Annotated in this window: 18 protein-coding genes; 6 read left to right on the top strand and 12 right to left on the bottom strand. The window is 72.5% G+C overall.

Annotated features, from left to right (window positions below):
* Positions 1-144 precede the first annotated feature (144 nt).
* On the top strand, positions 145-879 hold the full coding sequence (locus AB0K28_RS17990) for an ABC transporter ATP-binding protein (protein ID WP_345388393.1): 735 nt from the start codon (positions 145-147) through the stop codon (positions 877-879).
* Positions 880-884: 5 nt separating this feature from the next.
* The gene (locus AB0K28_RS17985) at positions 885-3,461 is read left to right on the top strand and encodes an FtsX-like permease family protein (RefSeq protein ID WP_345388395.1); all 2,577 of its coding nucleotides are present in this window, start codon (positions 885-887) and stop codon (positions 3,459-3,461) included.
* A gap of 92 nt (positions 3,462-3,553) precedes the next feature.
* Here AB0K28_RS17985 and AB0K28_RS17980 read toward each other — a convergent pair whose 3' ends face one another.
* From AB0K28_RS17980 to AB0K28_RS17945, 8 genes are all read right to left on the bottom strand, one after another.
* Positions 3,554-4,027: a DUF1772 domain-containing protein gene (locus tag AB0K28_RS17980; protein WP_364370971.1), complete on the bottom strand. Its 474-nt coding sequence runs from the start codon at positions 4,025-4,027 to the stop codon at positions 3,554-3,556.
* A gap of 37 nt (positions 4,028-4,064) precedes the next feature.
* Positions 4,065-4,520, bottom strand: a complete 456-nt coding sequence (locus tag AB0K28_RS17975) for an SRPBCC family protein (RefSeq protein ID WP_364370968.1) — start codon at positions 4,518-4,520, stop codon at positions 4,065-4,067.
* Position 4,521: 1 nt separating this feature from the next.
* A complete protein-coding gene (locus tag AB0K28_RS17970; RefSeq protein WP_345388401.1) occupies positions 4,522-4,782 on the bottom strand; it encodes an acyl carrier protein in 261 nt (86 codons plus the stop codon).
* 85 nt (positions 4,783-4,867) lie between these two features.
* A complete protein-coding gene (locus AB0K28_RS17965; protein ID WP_345388403.1) occupies positions 4,868-5,320 on the bottom strand; it encodes a DUF1772 domain-containing protein in 453 nt (150 codons plus the stop codon).
* On the bottom strand, positions 5,317-6,225 hold the full coding sequence (locus tag AB0K28_RS17960) for an NAD(P)-dependent oxidoreductase (RefSeq protein ID WP_364370964.1): 909 nt from the start codon (positions 6,223-6,225) through the stop codon (positions 5,317-5,319). The genes AB0K28_RS17965 and AB0K28_RS17960 overlap by 4 nt, the downstream gene beginning before the upstream one ends.
* Complete coding sequence (locus AB0K28_RS17955; RefSeq protein WP_345388407.1) at positions 6,222-6,602, bottom strand: SchA/CurD-like domain-containing protein; 381 nt, start codon at positions 6,600-6,602, stop codon at positions 6,222-6,224. The genes AB0K28_RS17960 and AB0K28_RS17955 overlap by 4 nt, the downstream gene beginning before the upstream one ends.
* A gap of 31 nt (positions 6,603-6,633) precedes the next feature.
* The gene (locus AB0K28_RS17950) at positions 6,634-7,485 is read right to left on the bottom strand and encodes an LLM class flavin-dependent oxidoreductase (RefSeq protein WP_364370960.1); all 852 of its coding nucleotides are present in this window, start codon (positions 7,483-7,485) and stop codon (positions 6,634-6,636) included.
* An 18-nt stretch (positions 7,486-7,503) separates the two neighbouring features.
* Complete coding sequence (locus AB0K28_RS17945; RefSeq protein WP_364370958.1) at positions 7,504-8,241, bottom strand: SDR family oxidoreductase; 738 nt, start codon at positions 8,239-8,241, stop codon at positions 7,504-7,506.
* A 200-nt stretch (positions 8,242-8,441) separates the two neighbouring features.
* Between AB0K28_RS17945 and AB0K28_RS17940 the strand changes: the two genes are divergently transcribed.
* A complete protein-coding gene (locus tag AB0K28_RS17940; protein WP_345388409.1) occupies positions 8,442-9,449 on the top strand; it encodes a methyltransferase in 1,008 nt (335 codons plus the stop codon).
* On the opposite strand, the gene AB0K28_RS17935 is transcribed toward AB0K28_RS17940, so the two are convergent.
* Positions 9,426-9,824: a SchA/CurD-like domain-containing protein gene (locus AB0K28_RS17935; protein ID WP_345388411.1), complete on the bottom strand. Its 399-nt coding sequence runs from the start codon at positions 9,822-9,824 to the stop codon at positions 9,426-9,428. The two genes, AB0K28_RS17940 and AB0K28_RS17935, sit on opposite strands and share 24 nt — an antisense overlap.
* Positions 9,825-10,038: 214 nt before the next feature.
* Here AB0K28_RS17935 and AB0K28_RS17930 point away from each other — a divergent pair, with 214 nt between their 5' ends.
* From AB0K28_RS17930 to AB0K28_RS17920, 3 genes are read left to right on the top strand one after another with little or no spacing between them, the layout of a single operon-like run.
* A complete protein-coding gene (locus AB0K28_RS17930; RefSeq protein ID WP_364370953.1) occupies positions 10,039-11,094 on the top strand; it encodes a methyltransferase in 1,056 nt (351 codons plus the stop codon).
* Positions 11,095-11,119: 25 nt separating this feature from the next.
* Positions 11,120-12,316: a cytochrome P450 gene (locus tag AB0K28_RS17925; RefSeq protein WP_364370950.1), complete on the top strand. Its 1,197-nt coding sequence runs from the start codon at positions 11,120-11,122 to the stop codon at positions 12,314-12,316.
* 2 nt (positions 12,317-12,318) lie between these two features.
* Positions 12,319-12,525 (top strand): ferredoxin, encoded by a 207-nt coding sequence (locus AB0K28_RS17920; protein WP_364370947.1) that lies wholly within the window; start codon positions 12,319-12,321, stop codon positions 12,523-12,525.
* A gap of 93 nt (positions 12,526-12,618) precedes the next feature.
* Here the strand turns inward: AB0K28_RS17920 and AB0K28_RS17915 are convergent, their stop codons facing one another.
* From AB0K28_RS17915 to AB0K28_RS17905, 3 genes are read right to left on the bottom strand one after another with little or no spacing between them, the layout of a single operon-like run.
* Positions 12,619-13,620 (bottom strand): NAD-dependent epimerase/dehydratase family protein, encoded by a 1,002-nt coding sequence (locus AB0K28_RS17915; protein WP_364370944.1) that lies wholly within the window; start codon positions 13,618-13,620, stop codon positions 12,619-12,621.
* A 7-nt stretch (positions 13,621-13,627) separates the two neighbouring features.
* Entirely contained in the window at positions 13,628-13,837 is a 210-nt protein-coding gene (locus AB0K28_RS17910; RefSeq protein WP_345388421.1) for a ferredoxin, read from the bottom strand.
* A 13-nt stretch (positions 13,838-13,850) separates the two neighbouring features.
* On the bottom strand, positions 13,851-15,038 hold the full coding sequence (locus AB0K28_RS17905; protein ID WP_364370941.1) for a cytochrome P450: 1,188 nt from the start codon (positions 15,036-15,038) through the stop codon (positions 13,851-13,853).
* Positions 15,039-15,072 lie beyond the last annotated feature (34 nt).

The following is a 15,072-nucleotide window of genomic DNA, read 5'->3' as shown; positions in this document are numbered from 1 at the left end:
CGCAGTGAGATTATCTCGCAGGAGTTCAAATATTCGCCGACCAGGAGAGATCGTCATGCCCGAGCCGACCCGCAGCCGCACACGCCAGGCCACGGCCCGGCAGGACGCGCCGCGCCCGCTCCCCCGCCACGCGGGAGGAGCGCGATGACCGGGGCGGGCCAGGTGATGGTCGCCTCGCAGGTGGCCAAGACCTACGGATCAGGCGACGGCGCGGTCAACGCGCTGCGCGGGGTCTCGGCCGCGTTCGTCCGCGGCGAGTTCACCGCGATCATGGGCCCGTCGGGGTCGGGCAAGTCGACGTTCATGCACTGCCTGGCCGGTCTGGACGTGGTGACGTCCGGCACGATCAGGGTCGGCGAGACCGACCTCACCCAGCTGTCCCGCACCCGGCTCACCGAGCTGCGCCGCGACCGCATGGGCTTCGTCTTCCAGTCGTTCAACCTGCTGCCGATGCTGACCGCCGAGGAGAACATCAGGCTCACCGGCCGGCTGGCGGGCCGCGACGTGGAGCCCGGCTGGTTCGACACGATCGTGGACGCGCTCGGCCTGCGCGGCCGGCTGAGCCACCGGCCCTCCGAGATGTCCGGCGGCCAGCAGCAGCGGGTCGCCGTCGCGCGGGCGCTGCTGACCAGGCCGGAGGTACTGTTCGCGGACGAGCCCACCGGGAACCTGGACTCGAACTCCAGCGCCGAGGTGCTGAGCTTCCTGCGCGCCGCCGTGGACGACTACCAGCAGACGGTGGTCATGGTCACGCACGACCCGGCCGCCGCCGCGTACGCCGACCGGGTGCTGTTCCTGGCCGACGGGATGATCGTGGACGAGCTGGCCGGGCCCACCATCGACGCCGTGCACGCCCGCATGCGCAAGATCGAGGGCTGAGCGTCATGGGCAACCCGTTGTGGCTGATCGCGCGCCGCACGTTCGCCGAGGGCTGGGTGCGGCTCACCGCCACGCTGCTGGCGGCACTGGGCTCGATCGCGCTCATCGCGGGCTCGACGCAGTTCGCGCTGCGCGCGCAGGAGGCGGTGGCCGGCAGCGACGCCAGTGAGTACGCCAACGCCGACGTGCTCGTGCAGGGCGGCACGGTCGATCCCGCCGACCCGTTCGCGCCGCCGGACGGCCGGATCCAGCTCGACCGGCTCGCCTCCCGGCCCGGGGTGGCCGCGGCGGCCGGTGACGCCACGGTCGCGGTGACGGCCACCCGCGCCGACGGGCAGGCGATCATGGCGGCGGCCGAGGGCCGTACGCTGCTGCGTCCCTGGGTGGCCGATGCGCGGCTGAGCCCGTACCGGCTGGAGGCGGGCCGCGCGCCGGCCGCCGACGGCGAGGTGGTGGTCATCCGGCACCTGGCGCGCGCCGGCGAGCTGGGCGTCGGCGACCCGCTGACGCTGACGCTGCCGCGCGAGACCCGCCAGGTGCGGATCTCCGGCATCGTCAGCGTCCAGGACCGCGGCGCGGTGGCGGCGGGCGACCTCGTGCTGGCGCCGCCCGAGACCGTGCGGCAGGCCGCGATGCTGCCGCCGGGCAGCTGGCAGGGCGTCTGGCTGAAGGCCGCTCCCGGCGTGTCCGCCGACCGGCTGCGCGACGAGGTCTCCCGCGAGCTGGGCGACACGGCCACCGTACGCACCGCCGCGTCCGTACGGGCCGCGCAGACCGCGGCGGCGGCGGGCGAGGGCGCCTCGATCGCCGGCGTCGTCGGCATGCTCGCCTCCGTGGCGATCTTCGTCGGCCTGTTCGTGGTGGCCAACACCTTCGGCACCCTCGTCAGGCAGCGCACCAGACGGCTCGCGCTGCTCGGCGCGATCGGCGCCACGCCCCGCCAGATCGGCCGGCTCATCCGGCTGGAGGCGCTGGTGCTGGGCACGGTCGCGGCGGTGGGCGGCGTGGCCGCCGGCTTCCCGCTGGCCGAGCTGATCATCTGGCTGTTCGCCAAAGACGGCTTCGACGTCTCCGCGTCCGACCCGCAGTTCGGCGTCGCCGCGCTGCTCGTGCCCGCCGCCGCCGGGATCCTCGTCACCCAGGCCGCCGCCTGGCGGGCGGCCCGCCGCGCCGGGGCGGTCTCGCCCATCGAGGCGCTGCGCAGCACCGTCGCCGAGCCGGTCGAACGCCGCTGGCCCCGGCTGCTGCTCGCGGGCGGGCTCTTCGCCGGCGCCCTCCTGTTCTGCGGAGTCGCCGTGGCGGTCCGGATCAGCGACACGCCTGGCTCGGACCGCACGTTCGCGATCACGCTGATGGTGCTCTTCGCGTCGATGCTGGGCGTGACAGGGCTGGCCGTGCTCACCCCGTTCTTCGTCGGGCCGCTCGGGGGTCTGGTGGGGCGGGTCGGGACCATGGTCAGCGGGGAGACCGGGCGGCTCGCGCGGGCCACGATCACGCGCAGCCCGCGCCGGGTCTCCTCGGCGGCCTCGTCGCTGATGCTCGGCGTCGCGCTGGTCGCCTCGCTGGTGCTGGTGACGATGTCGGTGCAGGACCGGTTCATCGAGGCGGGGCGGCAGGTGATGGTCGCCGAACACGCGATCGCCTCGACCGCGCGGACCGCGGAGGGCGCGCCCGCGCCGCTGGCCCGCGACGTCGCGGCCAAGGTCGCGAACGCGCCCGGCGTGTCGGCGAGCGCGCTGCTGACCCAGAGCGAGGTCACGCTGGTGTCGCCCGGCGGCGCCGAGCCGTACCGCTTCCTGGTCAGCGGTGCCGAGCAGAGCGGCCTGCGCGAGGTCCTGCGGCTGGGCGGCAGGCCGCCCGTCCTGCGCGACGGGGAGATCGCGCTGGCCTCGACCGTGATGAAGGAGCGGGGGCTGCGGCGCGGCCAGGACATCGTGGTACGCGGCCTCCAGGGCCGGGTCACGCTCAAGATCGCCGGCTCCTACCACGACCCGTCCCACCTGTTCGCCGACCAGGCACTCGTGGCCCCGGCGACGATGGACCGGCTCGACACCAACGCGGCCACGCTGGCGGTGCTCGTCCGCGGCGGCTCCGCGCAGGCGCTGGAGAGCGCCCTGTCCGGGGTGCCGGGGGTGCGGGTGCTCGACAGGGACGCCTACGTGGACGCCGCATCGCAGTCGCAGACCAGGGCGCTGCGCTCGACGTACAGCTTCGTCGGCATGGCGCTGCTGCTGGCCCTGTTCGGCATGGCGACCACGGTCTCGATGAGCGTGGTTGAGCGCACCCGCGAGTTCGGGCTGCTGCGTGCCGTCGGCGCGACCGTGCGGCAAGTACGCGGGATCGTCCGCTGGGAGGCGGCCACCGTGGTCGTGCTGGGCACGCTGCTCGGCCTGGTGATCGGCATCGGGACCCTGGGGCTCCTGTACGTCACCAGCGGCAGCTCGTTCCTGCGCCCGGCGCCGCCGTGGTGGCTGTTCCTGGCGCTCGTGGCGGGCGCGGCGGTGGCGACGCTGCTCACCTCGGCGCTGCCCGCGCGCCGGGCGGCGAGCGTGCCGGTGCTGGAGGCCGCCAAAGCCGAGTGAACGGCGGATGTGACGTCGACAGGACACGTCAAGGACCGGCTCCTCTCGCACGGGAGCCGGCCTTTGGCGTCATGGGGGTGACGTCGCGGGAGTCACAGGGTCAGGCCGACGAGGGCACAGTTGACGATCAGGGCGAGGGTGGACAGGGCGGTGCGCACCCGGTTCCACGAGCCCCACTGCCGCCGGGGGTCGCGCTGCGCGAAGTCGTCGGGCAGGTGGTCGGGGTCGAGGGTGCGTACCCACCGGTTCACCGGCACGTTCTTCGTCACCGAGATCGCGATCGTGCCGAGGCAGAGCGCGGCCGCCACCAGGTACAGCACCCGCGCCACCGGGCCGTCCACCAGCAGGGCGAGCGCGAGGTCGCCGACGGTGGTGAGCAGCAGGCAGGCGGGCATGAACGGGTCGAACCTGGTCGAGAAGAAGGCGTGCGCGTGCACGTAGCGGTCGGGTGGCAGGCTGTCCAGCAGCGGCCAGCCGCCCATCTGGGTGCCGAGCAGCACCCCGGCGGCCAGCCCGTTGGCCAGCAGGACGAGCGGGACGACGATCTCCAGCACGAGCTCCTCCAAACGGTCAGCCTGCCACCGGCCCTCGCGTCCGCACCGCTCAGCGGGCGGCCGCGGCGGCCTCCACCTTCTGCTTGATCAGTGCCATCTGCACGGGGGTGTTGCGGTTGAGCCGCGCCTGCATCGTCGCGTCGTCGACCGGCGCCTCCGCCTTCATCTCGAAGTCCTGCACCCAGCGCATGCGCACGCCGCCGTCCTCCTGCAGGTACTCCCAGTAGATCCACATGTACTTGAACGGCCCGGTCTCCACCCGCTGCGAGCGGACGGTCTTCGTGGCCTCGTCGGGGCGCCTGGCCGACACCCAGCTCCACACCTTGCCGTTCTCGTCGGGGTGCAGCGCGAGCCGGAACAGGATCGTGCCGTCACGGTCCGAGAGGATCTTGGCCTCTGAGTACTCGCTGAACAGCTCGGTCCACGACTCGATGTCGTTGGTCATGTCCCAGACGAGCTGCATGGGAGCGTTGATGATGATCTCGTTGTCGGTGTGCCCCGCCATGTCACGCACCCGCCTTCGCCGTCAGCAGCGAGTTGACGTAGTCGACCGCCTTGGCCGGGGTCGGCATGTCCAGCACGGCCTCGTCGCTGATCTGGACGCCGTAGCGGCGCTCCACCTGGCTGCACAGCTCCAGCAGGGCCAGCGAGTCGTAGCCGAGGAAGGCGAACTCCGTGTCGGCGATGTCGCCGTCGAGGTCCGCTTCGTCGACGCCGCCCATCTTGCGCAGGATGTCCTTCAGTTCGTCCATGTCGAAGGCGCTCATTGCAGTTTCTCCATTCGGTCGGCAGCGCCATGTTCCGGCGCTTTCTGACTTCTCATCCGGCTTTGCGGCGCGGTGCCCGACGCGGTCAGGCGAGCACCACGGCGACGGCGTTCACCGTCACGCCCAGCAGGGCGAGCGCGGTGCGCAGCAGGTGCCAGCGCCGCCACAGCGGGCGGGGGTCGCGCCAGTCGGGCGGCACCTCGTCCGGGTCGAGGGCCTTGACCACCCGGTTGATCGGGACGTTGCAGAAGTGCGAGACCACCGACACCCCGAGCAGCAGGACGGCCGCCGTGGCGAACAGCGCGGCCGGCTCGGCCCTGGTCAGCACCGCGAGCACGATGTCGAGGACCATCGACGTCAGCACGATGATCGGCATGGTCGGGTCCCACCGGCGGCCCACGAGCTGGTGGGTGTAGACGTAGCGGTCGGCCGGCATGGCGAGGAGCGCGGGCAGCACGCTCAGCGCGACCGCGAACAGCACCCCGGCCACGACCCCGCTGCCCACCAGCGCCGCCACGGCCAGCAGATCCGTGATCACGGCCCTTGACCTCCGCCGTCCGTCGCCGGCTCGGCGCGGGGTGTCGGTTCGGCGACCGTGGCGGCGTCGTCGTCGCCGCGGCCGGCCTCCAGGACGGCGGCGTAGCGGTCGAGGGCGCTCGCCGTCACCGGCAGCTCAGCCCCGTGCGCCTGCGCCTCCTGGATCGCCAGCCGGAGATCCTTGTGCATGAGCGTGGCGCGGAAGGCCGCCGGCCGGTACGTCCGCCCGCGCATGAACTGCGCACGGAACGACAGCACCGGCGAGCGCCAGCCGCTGCGCTCGAAGACGTCCAGCAGCACGCCCCGATCGACGCCCATGGCCTCGACGAACGTCACCGCCTCCGCGAGCCCGATGATCTGCACGCCCAGCATCAGGTTGAACGCCAGCTTCAGCGCGCTCGCGTTCCCGGTCGGCCCGAGCACGCGGACGTCCTGCCCGATGGCCTCCAGCACGTGGCGCACGTCGGCCACCGCCGCGTCCGCACCGGCGGCGAAGACCCGCAGCTCGCCCTTCGCGGCCATCGCCGGGTTGCCGAGCACGCACGCCTCGACCCGCCGCACCCCCGCCTTCGCCAGCCGCGCCTCGGCCTCCACGGCGAAGGCCGGGGTGACCGTCGAGGTGTCCACGACGACCGCGCCGGGCGGCAGCCGCCCGTCCAGCGCGCCGAACAGCACCTGCTCCACGGCCGCCTCGTCGGCGAGGCTGAGCAGCACGACCTCGGCGCCGGCCACCGCCTCGGCCGGGGTGGCCGCGATCGCGGCCCCCGCCTCGCGCAACGGCACGGCCTTGTCAGGACTCCGGTTGTACGCGGTGACGCGCGCGCCCGCGGCGATGAGGGCCCGCGCCATGCCCGCGCCCATGCCGCCCAGCCCGAGCACCGCGATCGACGTCGGCCGCTCGCTCATCGCTGCGCGGGGTGGGTCTCGACGGACAGCTGCGAGATGCAGCGCATGACGGAGTCGCGGAAGTACCGGCCGAACCCGGCCTCGTCGCCGGTGTCCCGCTGCTCCTGGAGATAGGGGGCGAGCTGCTCCTCGATCAGATGCACCCCGCGCTGCCCGGCCATGTGGCGGGCGATGGCGGCGAACTCGCCCTCGTAGTGGATGATCCGCACCATCACGTCGTCCTTGATGAAGACCGCGGTGCCGAGCAACCGGCCCGCCGCGGCGCCGTCGTCGCCGGTGAACACCGGGGTGTCCACCCGCTGGAAGCCGGCGAAGATCTCGGCGATCTCGTCCTCGTAACCCGGTTTGACCCGGTAGGTGATGGCCGCGTACGGCATGGCGTCCTCCTTCTGGATCGTCGGCGCGGGCTCAGCCGAAGGCCACTTTGGCGATCAGGTCGAGCTGGCCGGCATCGGACGTACAGGGGATCAGCATGAGCTCGTCGCATCCGGCGGCGGCGTAGCCGTCGATCGTCTCGCGCAGCCGGGTGTCGTCGGTGATCACGTTCTCGGCCAGGAAGCGGGCCTTCTGGCCGGTGTAGGCGTAGTAGTCGAGCAGGTAGCGGGCGCCGGCCTGCCTGCGGTCCGCACCGGGCGCCACGTAGGCCAGCGCGCCCAGCCGGGGCTGGTCGGTGCGGCCCGCGTCGGCCCAGCTCTTGCGTACGGCGGCGGCGACCTCGGCGTACCGGTGCAGCGGGGTGCTGCCGGAGATCCAGCCGATGCCGTACCTCGCGGCGCGCGCCATCGACGCGGCCGAGTTGCCGCCGACCCAGAGCGGGATCCGCCCGCGCCGCGGGCGCGGGCCGACGCCGGGGACCTCCCCCGACCACACCCGCTCCATCTCCTCCAGCACCTCGTCGAGGCGGCGCCCGCGCCCGCCGTACGGCACGCCGGTCGCGGTGAAGTCGTCCTCCCTGCCGCCCGCCGCGACGCCGACGACCAGCCGGCCGCCGGACAGCCGGTCCACGCTCGCCAGCTGCTTGGCCAGCAGCGTCGCACTCGGCCGGTACGCGGCCAGCAGGATCGTGGGCGCCAGCGTGATGCGCTCGGTCACGGCCGCGGCGGCGGCCAGCGTCACCACGGTGTCGTAGCTGTCGTAGACCAGCCGGTCGAGCACGGCCAGCGTGCTGAAGCCGAGCCGGTCGGCCCGGCGGGCGAACTCGGCCAGCTCCCTGCCGTCCGTGCCGGGAACGGTGCTCGGCGCGCCGACTCCGATGTCCATGGGTCTCCCGCCCGCCGCTCAGATCCCGCCGTCCACGTTCAGGGTCACGCCGCTGATGTAGCGGGAGGTGTCGCCCGCCAGGAACAGCACCGCGCCGGCCACGTCGTGCGGCCGGCAGAGCCGCCCGAGCGCCGTGATCGACACGATCCGCTCGACGACCTGCGGCGGCAGCCCCGCACCCGGCTCGGTCTCGGTGAGGCCAGGCGCGACCAGGTTGACCCTGATGCCGCGGGCGCCCAGCTCCTTGCACAGCCCCCGGGTGAACCCGATGAGCGCCGCCTTCGAGGCGGAGTAGTGCACGCCGTTCATCCGCCCGCGCAGCGCCGCCGACGCGCCGATGTTGATCACCGAGGCGCCGTCGGCCAGCAGGTGCAGCATCGACTGCGTGACGAGGTAGGCGGAGGTCACGTTGTGGTCGAGCAGCCGCTGCCACTCCTCGCCCGAGATCTTGGCGAACGGGGCCGCGCCGTCCACGCCGACGTTGTTGACCAGGACGTCGAGCCCGCCGAACTCGGAGTCCACGGTGCCGGCCAGCCGGCGGGCGTCCGCGGAGTCGGTCACGTCGGCCCGCACCACCCGGCTGCGGTCGCCGAGCTCCTTCAGCTCCCTGGCGAGGGTGTCGGCGTCCTCGCCCTCGGTGTGATGACATGCCAGAACGTGTGCGCCGGCCTGCGCGAAGGCCAGGACCGTGGCACGACCGATGCCCCTGGTCCCACCGGTCACCAGCACGCGCTTGCCGCGTAGCCCTTGATCCACCAGACCATTCCTCTCGCTGCGACGTACGGCTCGGCCCATCGTGCAGGCACCGGCTGGTCCGCCCCTCGATTCCCGGTCGAGGCCGGGCGGCGCCGCCGTCGCGCTCCAACCGGCTTCGAGCCGGTCTCCACCTCGCGATGGAAGCGTCGCGAGCGACCCGGCACGACCGTCGGCCAGGGCTGCGAGAAAGGAAGTCACGTATGACGGGCATCGCTCCGGACGTCACCACCCCTACCGGGCTCATCCGGCTGTGCAACGCCTTCTGCGAGGCCAAGGCCCTGCTCACCGCGGTGGAGCTGGACCTGTTCACCGTCCTGCACGACAACCCGGCCACCGAGGAGGAGCTGCGTGAGCGGCTCGGGCTGCACGGCCGCGGCCTGCGCGACTTCCTGCACCTGCTGACCGCGCTCGGCCTGCTGGAACGCCAGGGCGACGGCTTCCGCAACGCCGCCGGCGCGGACCAGTATCTGGTGCGCGAGCAGCCGACGTACATCGGCGGGTTCATGCGCAGGACCAACGACAACCTCTACCCGGCCTGGGGCAAGCTGTCCGAGGCCCTGCGCACCGGCGAGCCGCAGGCGAAGGGCGACTTCCAGGACGTCCTGCGCGACCCGAAGATCCTGGGCCGGTTCATCCACATGATGGACGCGCTGACCCAGGTGCTCGGGCCGCAGCTCATCGAGGCGTTCGACTTCTCCGGCCACGCGACGCTGCTCGACGTCGGCGGCTGCCGGGGCAACCTGGCCGGCCAGATCACCAAGGCGCACCCCGACCTGACCGGCACCGTGTTCGACCTGCCGCAGATGGAGCCGTTCTTCGACGAGCACATGGCAGGACTCGGCCTGACCGAGCGGATGAGCTTCCACGGCGGCGACTTCTTCAAGGACCCGCTGCCCCGCGCCGACGTCGTGGTCCTGGGGCACGTGCTGCACGACTACGACGAGGAGAGCCGCCGCTTCCTGGTGGAGAAGGCCGGCGCGGCGGTCAAGCCGGGCGGCGCGCTGGTGATCTACGACCGCATGCTCGACGAGGGCCCCGCCCTGATCGAGAACCTGGTGATCAGCCTCGACATGATGCTGGTCACCGAGGGCGGCTCGGAGTATCCGGTCGAGGAGGTCAGGCAGCACGCCGCGGCGGCCGGTTTCACCGCGCTGGAGCACCGGCCGCTCGGCGACTTCGACACGCTACTGGTCTGCCGCAGAGGCTGAGGGCTCCGGGTTCCTGGGCACCGCGAACTGGGTGATGCAGCGCAGCCGGCTGGCGTTGAAGGTCTTGGTGAAGCCCTCGACCGTGCCGGTGTCGCGCGGCTTGTTCAGGTAGGGGGCGAGCTTGCGCTCGACCTCGGCCACGCCCGGCTGGCTGGCCATGAACCTGATCACCGCGTCGAGGTCGCCCTCGTACTCGATGAACCGCACCAGCATGCTGTCCCTGATGAACACCGCGGTGGCGAGGATGCGGCCGGCCTGGCCGCCGTCGGCCCCGGGGACGACGTTCCCCGACGGCCGCCGGAAGTTCGCGAACACCTCGGCGACCTCGTCCTCGTGTCCGCCCTTGATGTCATAAGTGATCGCCGTGTACGGCATGGCAACTCCTCGGGGAGATCGCGAACGTGGGTCCCCAGGATGCGCGGCGAGGCTCGAAACGCCCTCGCGAACCGCTCGGCCGGAACGCCCGGCACGCGCTCCATGCCGGTTTGATCCGCCCTTGAGCCGCCGGTGGCAGCCTGCCGGGCATGGCAGGCCCCTGACCGGCCCGAAGGCGGCGGAAACGACCTGTCACCCAGAAGGAGGAATCGGGATGACCACGACCTCGACCGACCGCGTACCGGCGCAGGGTCCCGGCGAGGAGCAGCAGGAACTGCTCATGATGCTGGCCGGCAAATGGGTGGCGGGCACGTTGAACGTGCTCGCCCGCCTCGGCGTCGCCGACCTGCTCGCCGACGGCCCGTGCGGCGTCGAAGACCTGGCCGCACGGACCGGCAGCCACGCGCCCACGCTGCACCGGTTCCTGCGCGCCGCCGCGTCCGTCGGCGTGTTCGCCGAGCGCGGCGACGGGCGTTTCGAGCTGACGCCGAAGGCGCAGTACCTGCGCAGCGACGTGCCGGGCTCGCTCAGGTACCTCGCCTACTTCTACGGCGAGACCACCGTGTGGAACTGCTGGGGCTACGCCTACGACACCGTGCGCACCGGCGAGCCCAACGGCCGCAAGCTGCGGGAGGGCAAGAACTTCTTCGAGTACCTGGAGCAGGAGGCTCCCGAGTTCGCCGCCGCGTTCCACAAGGCCATGTCGGAGCTGAACGAGAGCCGCGCGCCCAAGATCGCCGACTCCTTCGACTTCGGGCGCTTCGCCACCATCGCCGACATCGGCGGCGGCCAGGGCCGGTTCCTGTCGGCCATCCTGCGCCGCTACCCGGACTCGCGGGGCATCCTGTTCGACATCGAGACCGCCATCGCGACGGCGCCGCCGGTGCTCGCCGCGCAGGGCGTCGCCGACCGGGTCGAGCTGGTCAGCGGCAGCTTCTTCGACGAGGTGCCGTCGGGCGCGAACGCGTACACGCTGAAGGCCGTCATGCACGACTGGGCGGACGCCGAGTGCAGCAAGGTGCTGGGCAGGATCAGGCAGGCGATCGGCGACGACGCCGACGCCCGCGTGCTGATCGTGGACGGCGTCGTCCCAGAGGGCAACGACCCCCACTACATCAAGCTGATGGACATCTCGATGGCGGTCACCAACGGCGGCCGGGAGCGGACCGTCGCCGACTGGACGCGGCTCGTGGAGGAGTCGGGCTTCGAGGTCGTCGACATCCACCCGACGGAGCCGCCCCACAGCATCGTCGAGGCGCGGCCGGTGTGAGCCGCCTGATCAGAAAGGTGACCAGATGAGCAGCGAACAGCCGGTCCCGTACCCGTTCCCGCGCCCTTCCCCTCTCGACGTGCCCGCCGAGCTGACGGACCTGCGCGAGCGTCCCGTGCTCCCCGTGGTGCTGCCGAGCGGCGACCGGGCGGTGCTGGTCACGCGGTACGAGGACGTGCGGTCCGTGCTGACCGACCACCGGGTCAGCCGCAATCTCAACCGCCCCGACGCGGCCCGCATGACCTCGAACAACAAGATGTTCCAGGACGAGCGGATGGACCCCGACCCGCCTGAGCACACCAGGGTCAGGCGGCTGGTGATGAAGGCGTTCACCGCCACGATGGTGGAGAACCTGCGCCCCAAGGTGCAGGAGATCGTGGACGAGCTGGTGACCAAGATGGAGAACGGGCCGTGCCCGGCCGACGTGTCGGAGGCCGTCGCGTTCCCGCTGTCCATCCGGGTCATCTGCGACCTGCTGGGCGTGCCCCCCGAGGACCAGGACCGCTTCCGCGGCTGGACGGACCGGTTCCTGTCCACCGGCAAGTACTCGGGGCCCGAGATCGGCGCGGCGATGCGCGAGATCAGCGCGTACATGGGGGCGCTGATCGAGAAGCGGCGGGCGAACCCCCGTGACGACCTGATCAGCGCGCTGACGCAGGTCCACGAGGACGACGACACCCGCCTGAGCGAGTACGAGCTGCACTGGTGGTGCCGGCTGCTCCTGCTGGTCGGCTACGAGACCACGGCCAGCCAGATCGGCTACATGGTGGCGAAGGTGCTGGCCCACCCCGACCAGCTCGCCAAGCTGCGCGCGGACCTGTCGCTGGTGCCGTCGGCGGTGGAGGAGGTGCTGCGCTTCAAGCTGCTCAACGGCTCGCTGTCGATGCTCCGCTACGTCACCGACGACATCGAGGTGGGCGGGGTGACGGTGCCGAAGGGCACGAGCGTCATCCCGGCGGTCGAGTCGGCGAACTGGGACGAGAGCGTGTTCTGCTGCCCGCACGAGTTCGACGTGGCGCGGCCGTCCAACTACCACCTGACGTTCAGCGTGGGGCCGCACTTCTGCATCGGCGCCTCGCTGGCCCGGCTGGAGCTGCAGATCGTGCTGGACACGCTGCTGCGCCGCTTCCCCGGCCTGCGGCTCGCCGTGCCCTCGGCCGAGCTGGGACGCAGTGAGGGGACGCTGATCGGCGGGCTGCTGAGGATTCCGGTGGAGTGGTGAGCATGCGCGTGACGGTGGATCGTGACACGTGCTGCGGCAGCGGCCTGTGCGTGGCGGCCGTGCCGCAGGTGTTCGGCCACGACGACGAGACCGTGGTCGTGGTACGCGACCCGGAGCCGCCGGCCGCGCTCGCCGACCTCGTCCGCGAGGCGGCCAGGCGCTGCCCGACGGGCACGATCCGGCTGTTCGACGCCCGTGCGGGCGACTGATCGGGGCCCGGCATGAAGCGGCCGCCGGCGGATGTACCGCCGGCGGCCGCCTCGTCTCCGGCCCGCGCCGAGCCGGACGCTCCTGCCCCTGGCTCAGCCGGCCAGGAGTTTCGCCTCCAGGTCCGGGTCCAGGTCGGCCGGGACGTGGTCCGCGCGATAAGCGCTCTGGGAGCTCTCCGGCACGTCGCCGCCCACGTCACGCAACCAGGCCCAGGTGTCGGCCACGGTCTCCTCGACAGGACGGCAGCGCAGCCCGGCCGCCACCGCCCTGGACACGTCGGTCCTGTGCAGCAGCTCGTACATGTCGCCGGGCGGCAGCCAGCCCGGCAGATCGACCCAGGGCCGGATCCCCGCCGCCAGGATCGGCTCGGGGTCGACCCAGCGCAGCTCGGCGCCGGCGCCGGTGACCTCGACGCAGGCGGTGACGAACGCCTCCATCGTGGCGTGGTCCGGCGGGCACACGAGGTTGTAGGCGCCGTGCAGGCCGCGGCCCGCCGCGTCCAGGACGAAGGCGGCCAGGTCGCGGGCGTCGATGTACTGCAGCGACGAGGTACGCGGCCCCGGCGCGAGCTGGACCCCGCCCCGGGCGGCGCGCCGCAGCCACCACGGCACCCGCCCCGAGTTCTCGCGGGGCCCGAAGATCAGGCCGGGCCGCACCCGCAGGGCGCGCTCGCCGAGCGCCCGCTCAGCGGCCACCTCCCCGCCCGCCTTCGCGTCGCGGTAGCCGATCTCCTCGCCGTCCGGCGAGCCGGCCACCACCGGCCGCTCCTCGGTGAGCGGCGCGGGCACGGGGAAGTCGTAGATGCCGCGGCTGGAGACGTAGGTGTAGTGGCCGATCCGGCCGTCCAGCAGCCGCAACGTGTCGCGGACCACCCGGGGAGGGCCCGACCACGTGTCGACCGCCGCGTCCCACTCGCCGTCCGCGAGTGCCCGCATGCCGTCGGGCAGGTTGCGGTCGCCCTCCAGGGCCCGCACGCCGGGCGGCGGCGCGTGCCGCCCCCGGTGGAACACGGTCACGTCCCAGTCTCTGGCCAGCGCCGCCTCGGCCACGGCGCGGCCGACGAACTCCGTACCGCCAAGCAGGAGAATGCGCATCCGATCCTCATTCCGTTGGACGAGAGAGCGTGCCGACCCGCACCGCTCCCGACGGGCACAGCCGCTCCGCGCGCAGCGCCTGGTCCATGGCCTGTCCTGAGGGCGTCTCCGTGAGCACCACCACCAGGCCGTTCTCGTCCTGGTCGAAGACGCCCGGCGCGGTCAGCGCGCACATGCCCGCGCCGACGCACACCCGCTGGTCACCCACGACGCTCATGCCGCTCCCCCTCTCACCACGTCACCGGCAGCGCGTCGATGCCCTGGATCGCGCCGGGCGGGCGGGGGGCCAGCTCCTCGGCGGGCACCGTCATGCGCAGGGTGGGGATGCGCTGCCACAGCGCGGTCAGCGCGATCTGCAGCTCCAGCCTCGCGAGGTTCTGGCCGAGGCACTGGTGCCTGCCGTAGCCGAAGGCGATGTGCCCGCCCGCGTCGCGGCTCGGGTCGAAGACGTCGGGGTCGGTGAAGACGCCGGCGTCCCTGTTGGCGAGCGAGCCGGGGATCAGCACGCCCTCCCCCGCCTTGATCACCACGTCGTCGATCTCGATGTCGGCGGTGGCGACCCGCAGGTTCGCGCTGTCGGCGATCGACTGGAAGCGCAGCAGCTCCTCCACGGCCGGCGTGATCGCCTCGGGGTTCGCGCGGATGGCGGCGAGCTGGTCGGGGTTCTCCATCAGCGTGACCGCGCCCAGCGAGATCATCGCCGCAGTGGTCTCGTGGCCGGCGATGAGCAGCGACATGGCCGCGAGCGCGAGGTCGTCGTCGCCGATCCTGCCGGTGCCGGCCAGCCGCCCGATGAGCCCGGCGCCGTCGGGGGTCTTCTTGTACTCGGTGACCAGGTGCTCGAAGTAGGCGAGCAGCTCGGCGCCCGCCTGGCGGCCCTCGGCGGTGTCGAACGTGCGCACCAGCCGGCGGATGGCGTCCTGGAAGAAGTCGCGGTCCTCCCAGGGGGCGCCGAGCAGCCGGCAGATCACCCGGAAGGGCACGGGCAGGGCGAACTCCTGGTAGAGGTCGGCCGGCGGGCCGTGCTCCAGCATGTCGTCGAGTGACTCGTGCACGATGCGCTCGATGTCGGCGCGCCGCTCGCGCACCTTCTTCAGCGTGAAGTCCGGCAGGAACATCCGCCGCTGCTCGTCGTGCTCCGGCGGGTCCATCCCGATCAGCGCCTGGCGCTTGCGCTCGGTCAGCAGCTGGACCTGCACCGAGATGACGGGGAAGCCTGGACGCCTGCGGTCGGACGACAGCCTCGGGTCCTTGAGCAGCGTACGGGCCTGATCATAGCGGGTCACCAGCCACGCGAGCTGCCCGGCGTGGGTCGTCACCCGGCGCAGCGCCGGTCCCCCGCGCAGCTCCGCGTACGCCGGGGGTGGAAGGTGGGGGCAGACGCGCGCCTGGGGAAAGGCGGGCGGTGCTGTGGTCATCTTCTCTCCTGCTCCGTGTCCTGAACGGCCGGGC

Origin of the sequence: Nonomuraea sp. NPDC049504, assembly GCF_040676845.1 — a bacterium.
Classification (GTDB): domain Bacteria; phylum Actinomycetota; class Actinomycetes; order Streptosporangiales; family Streptosporangiaceae; genus Nonomuraea; species Nonomuraea salmonea.
Note: the sequence above shows the minus strand (reverse complement) of the source record. Positions and strands in the feature narration are given on the sequence as shown.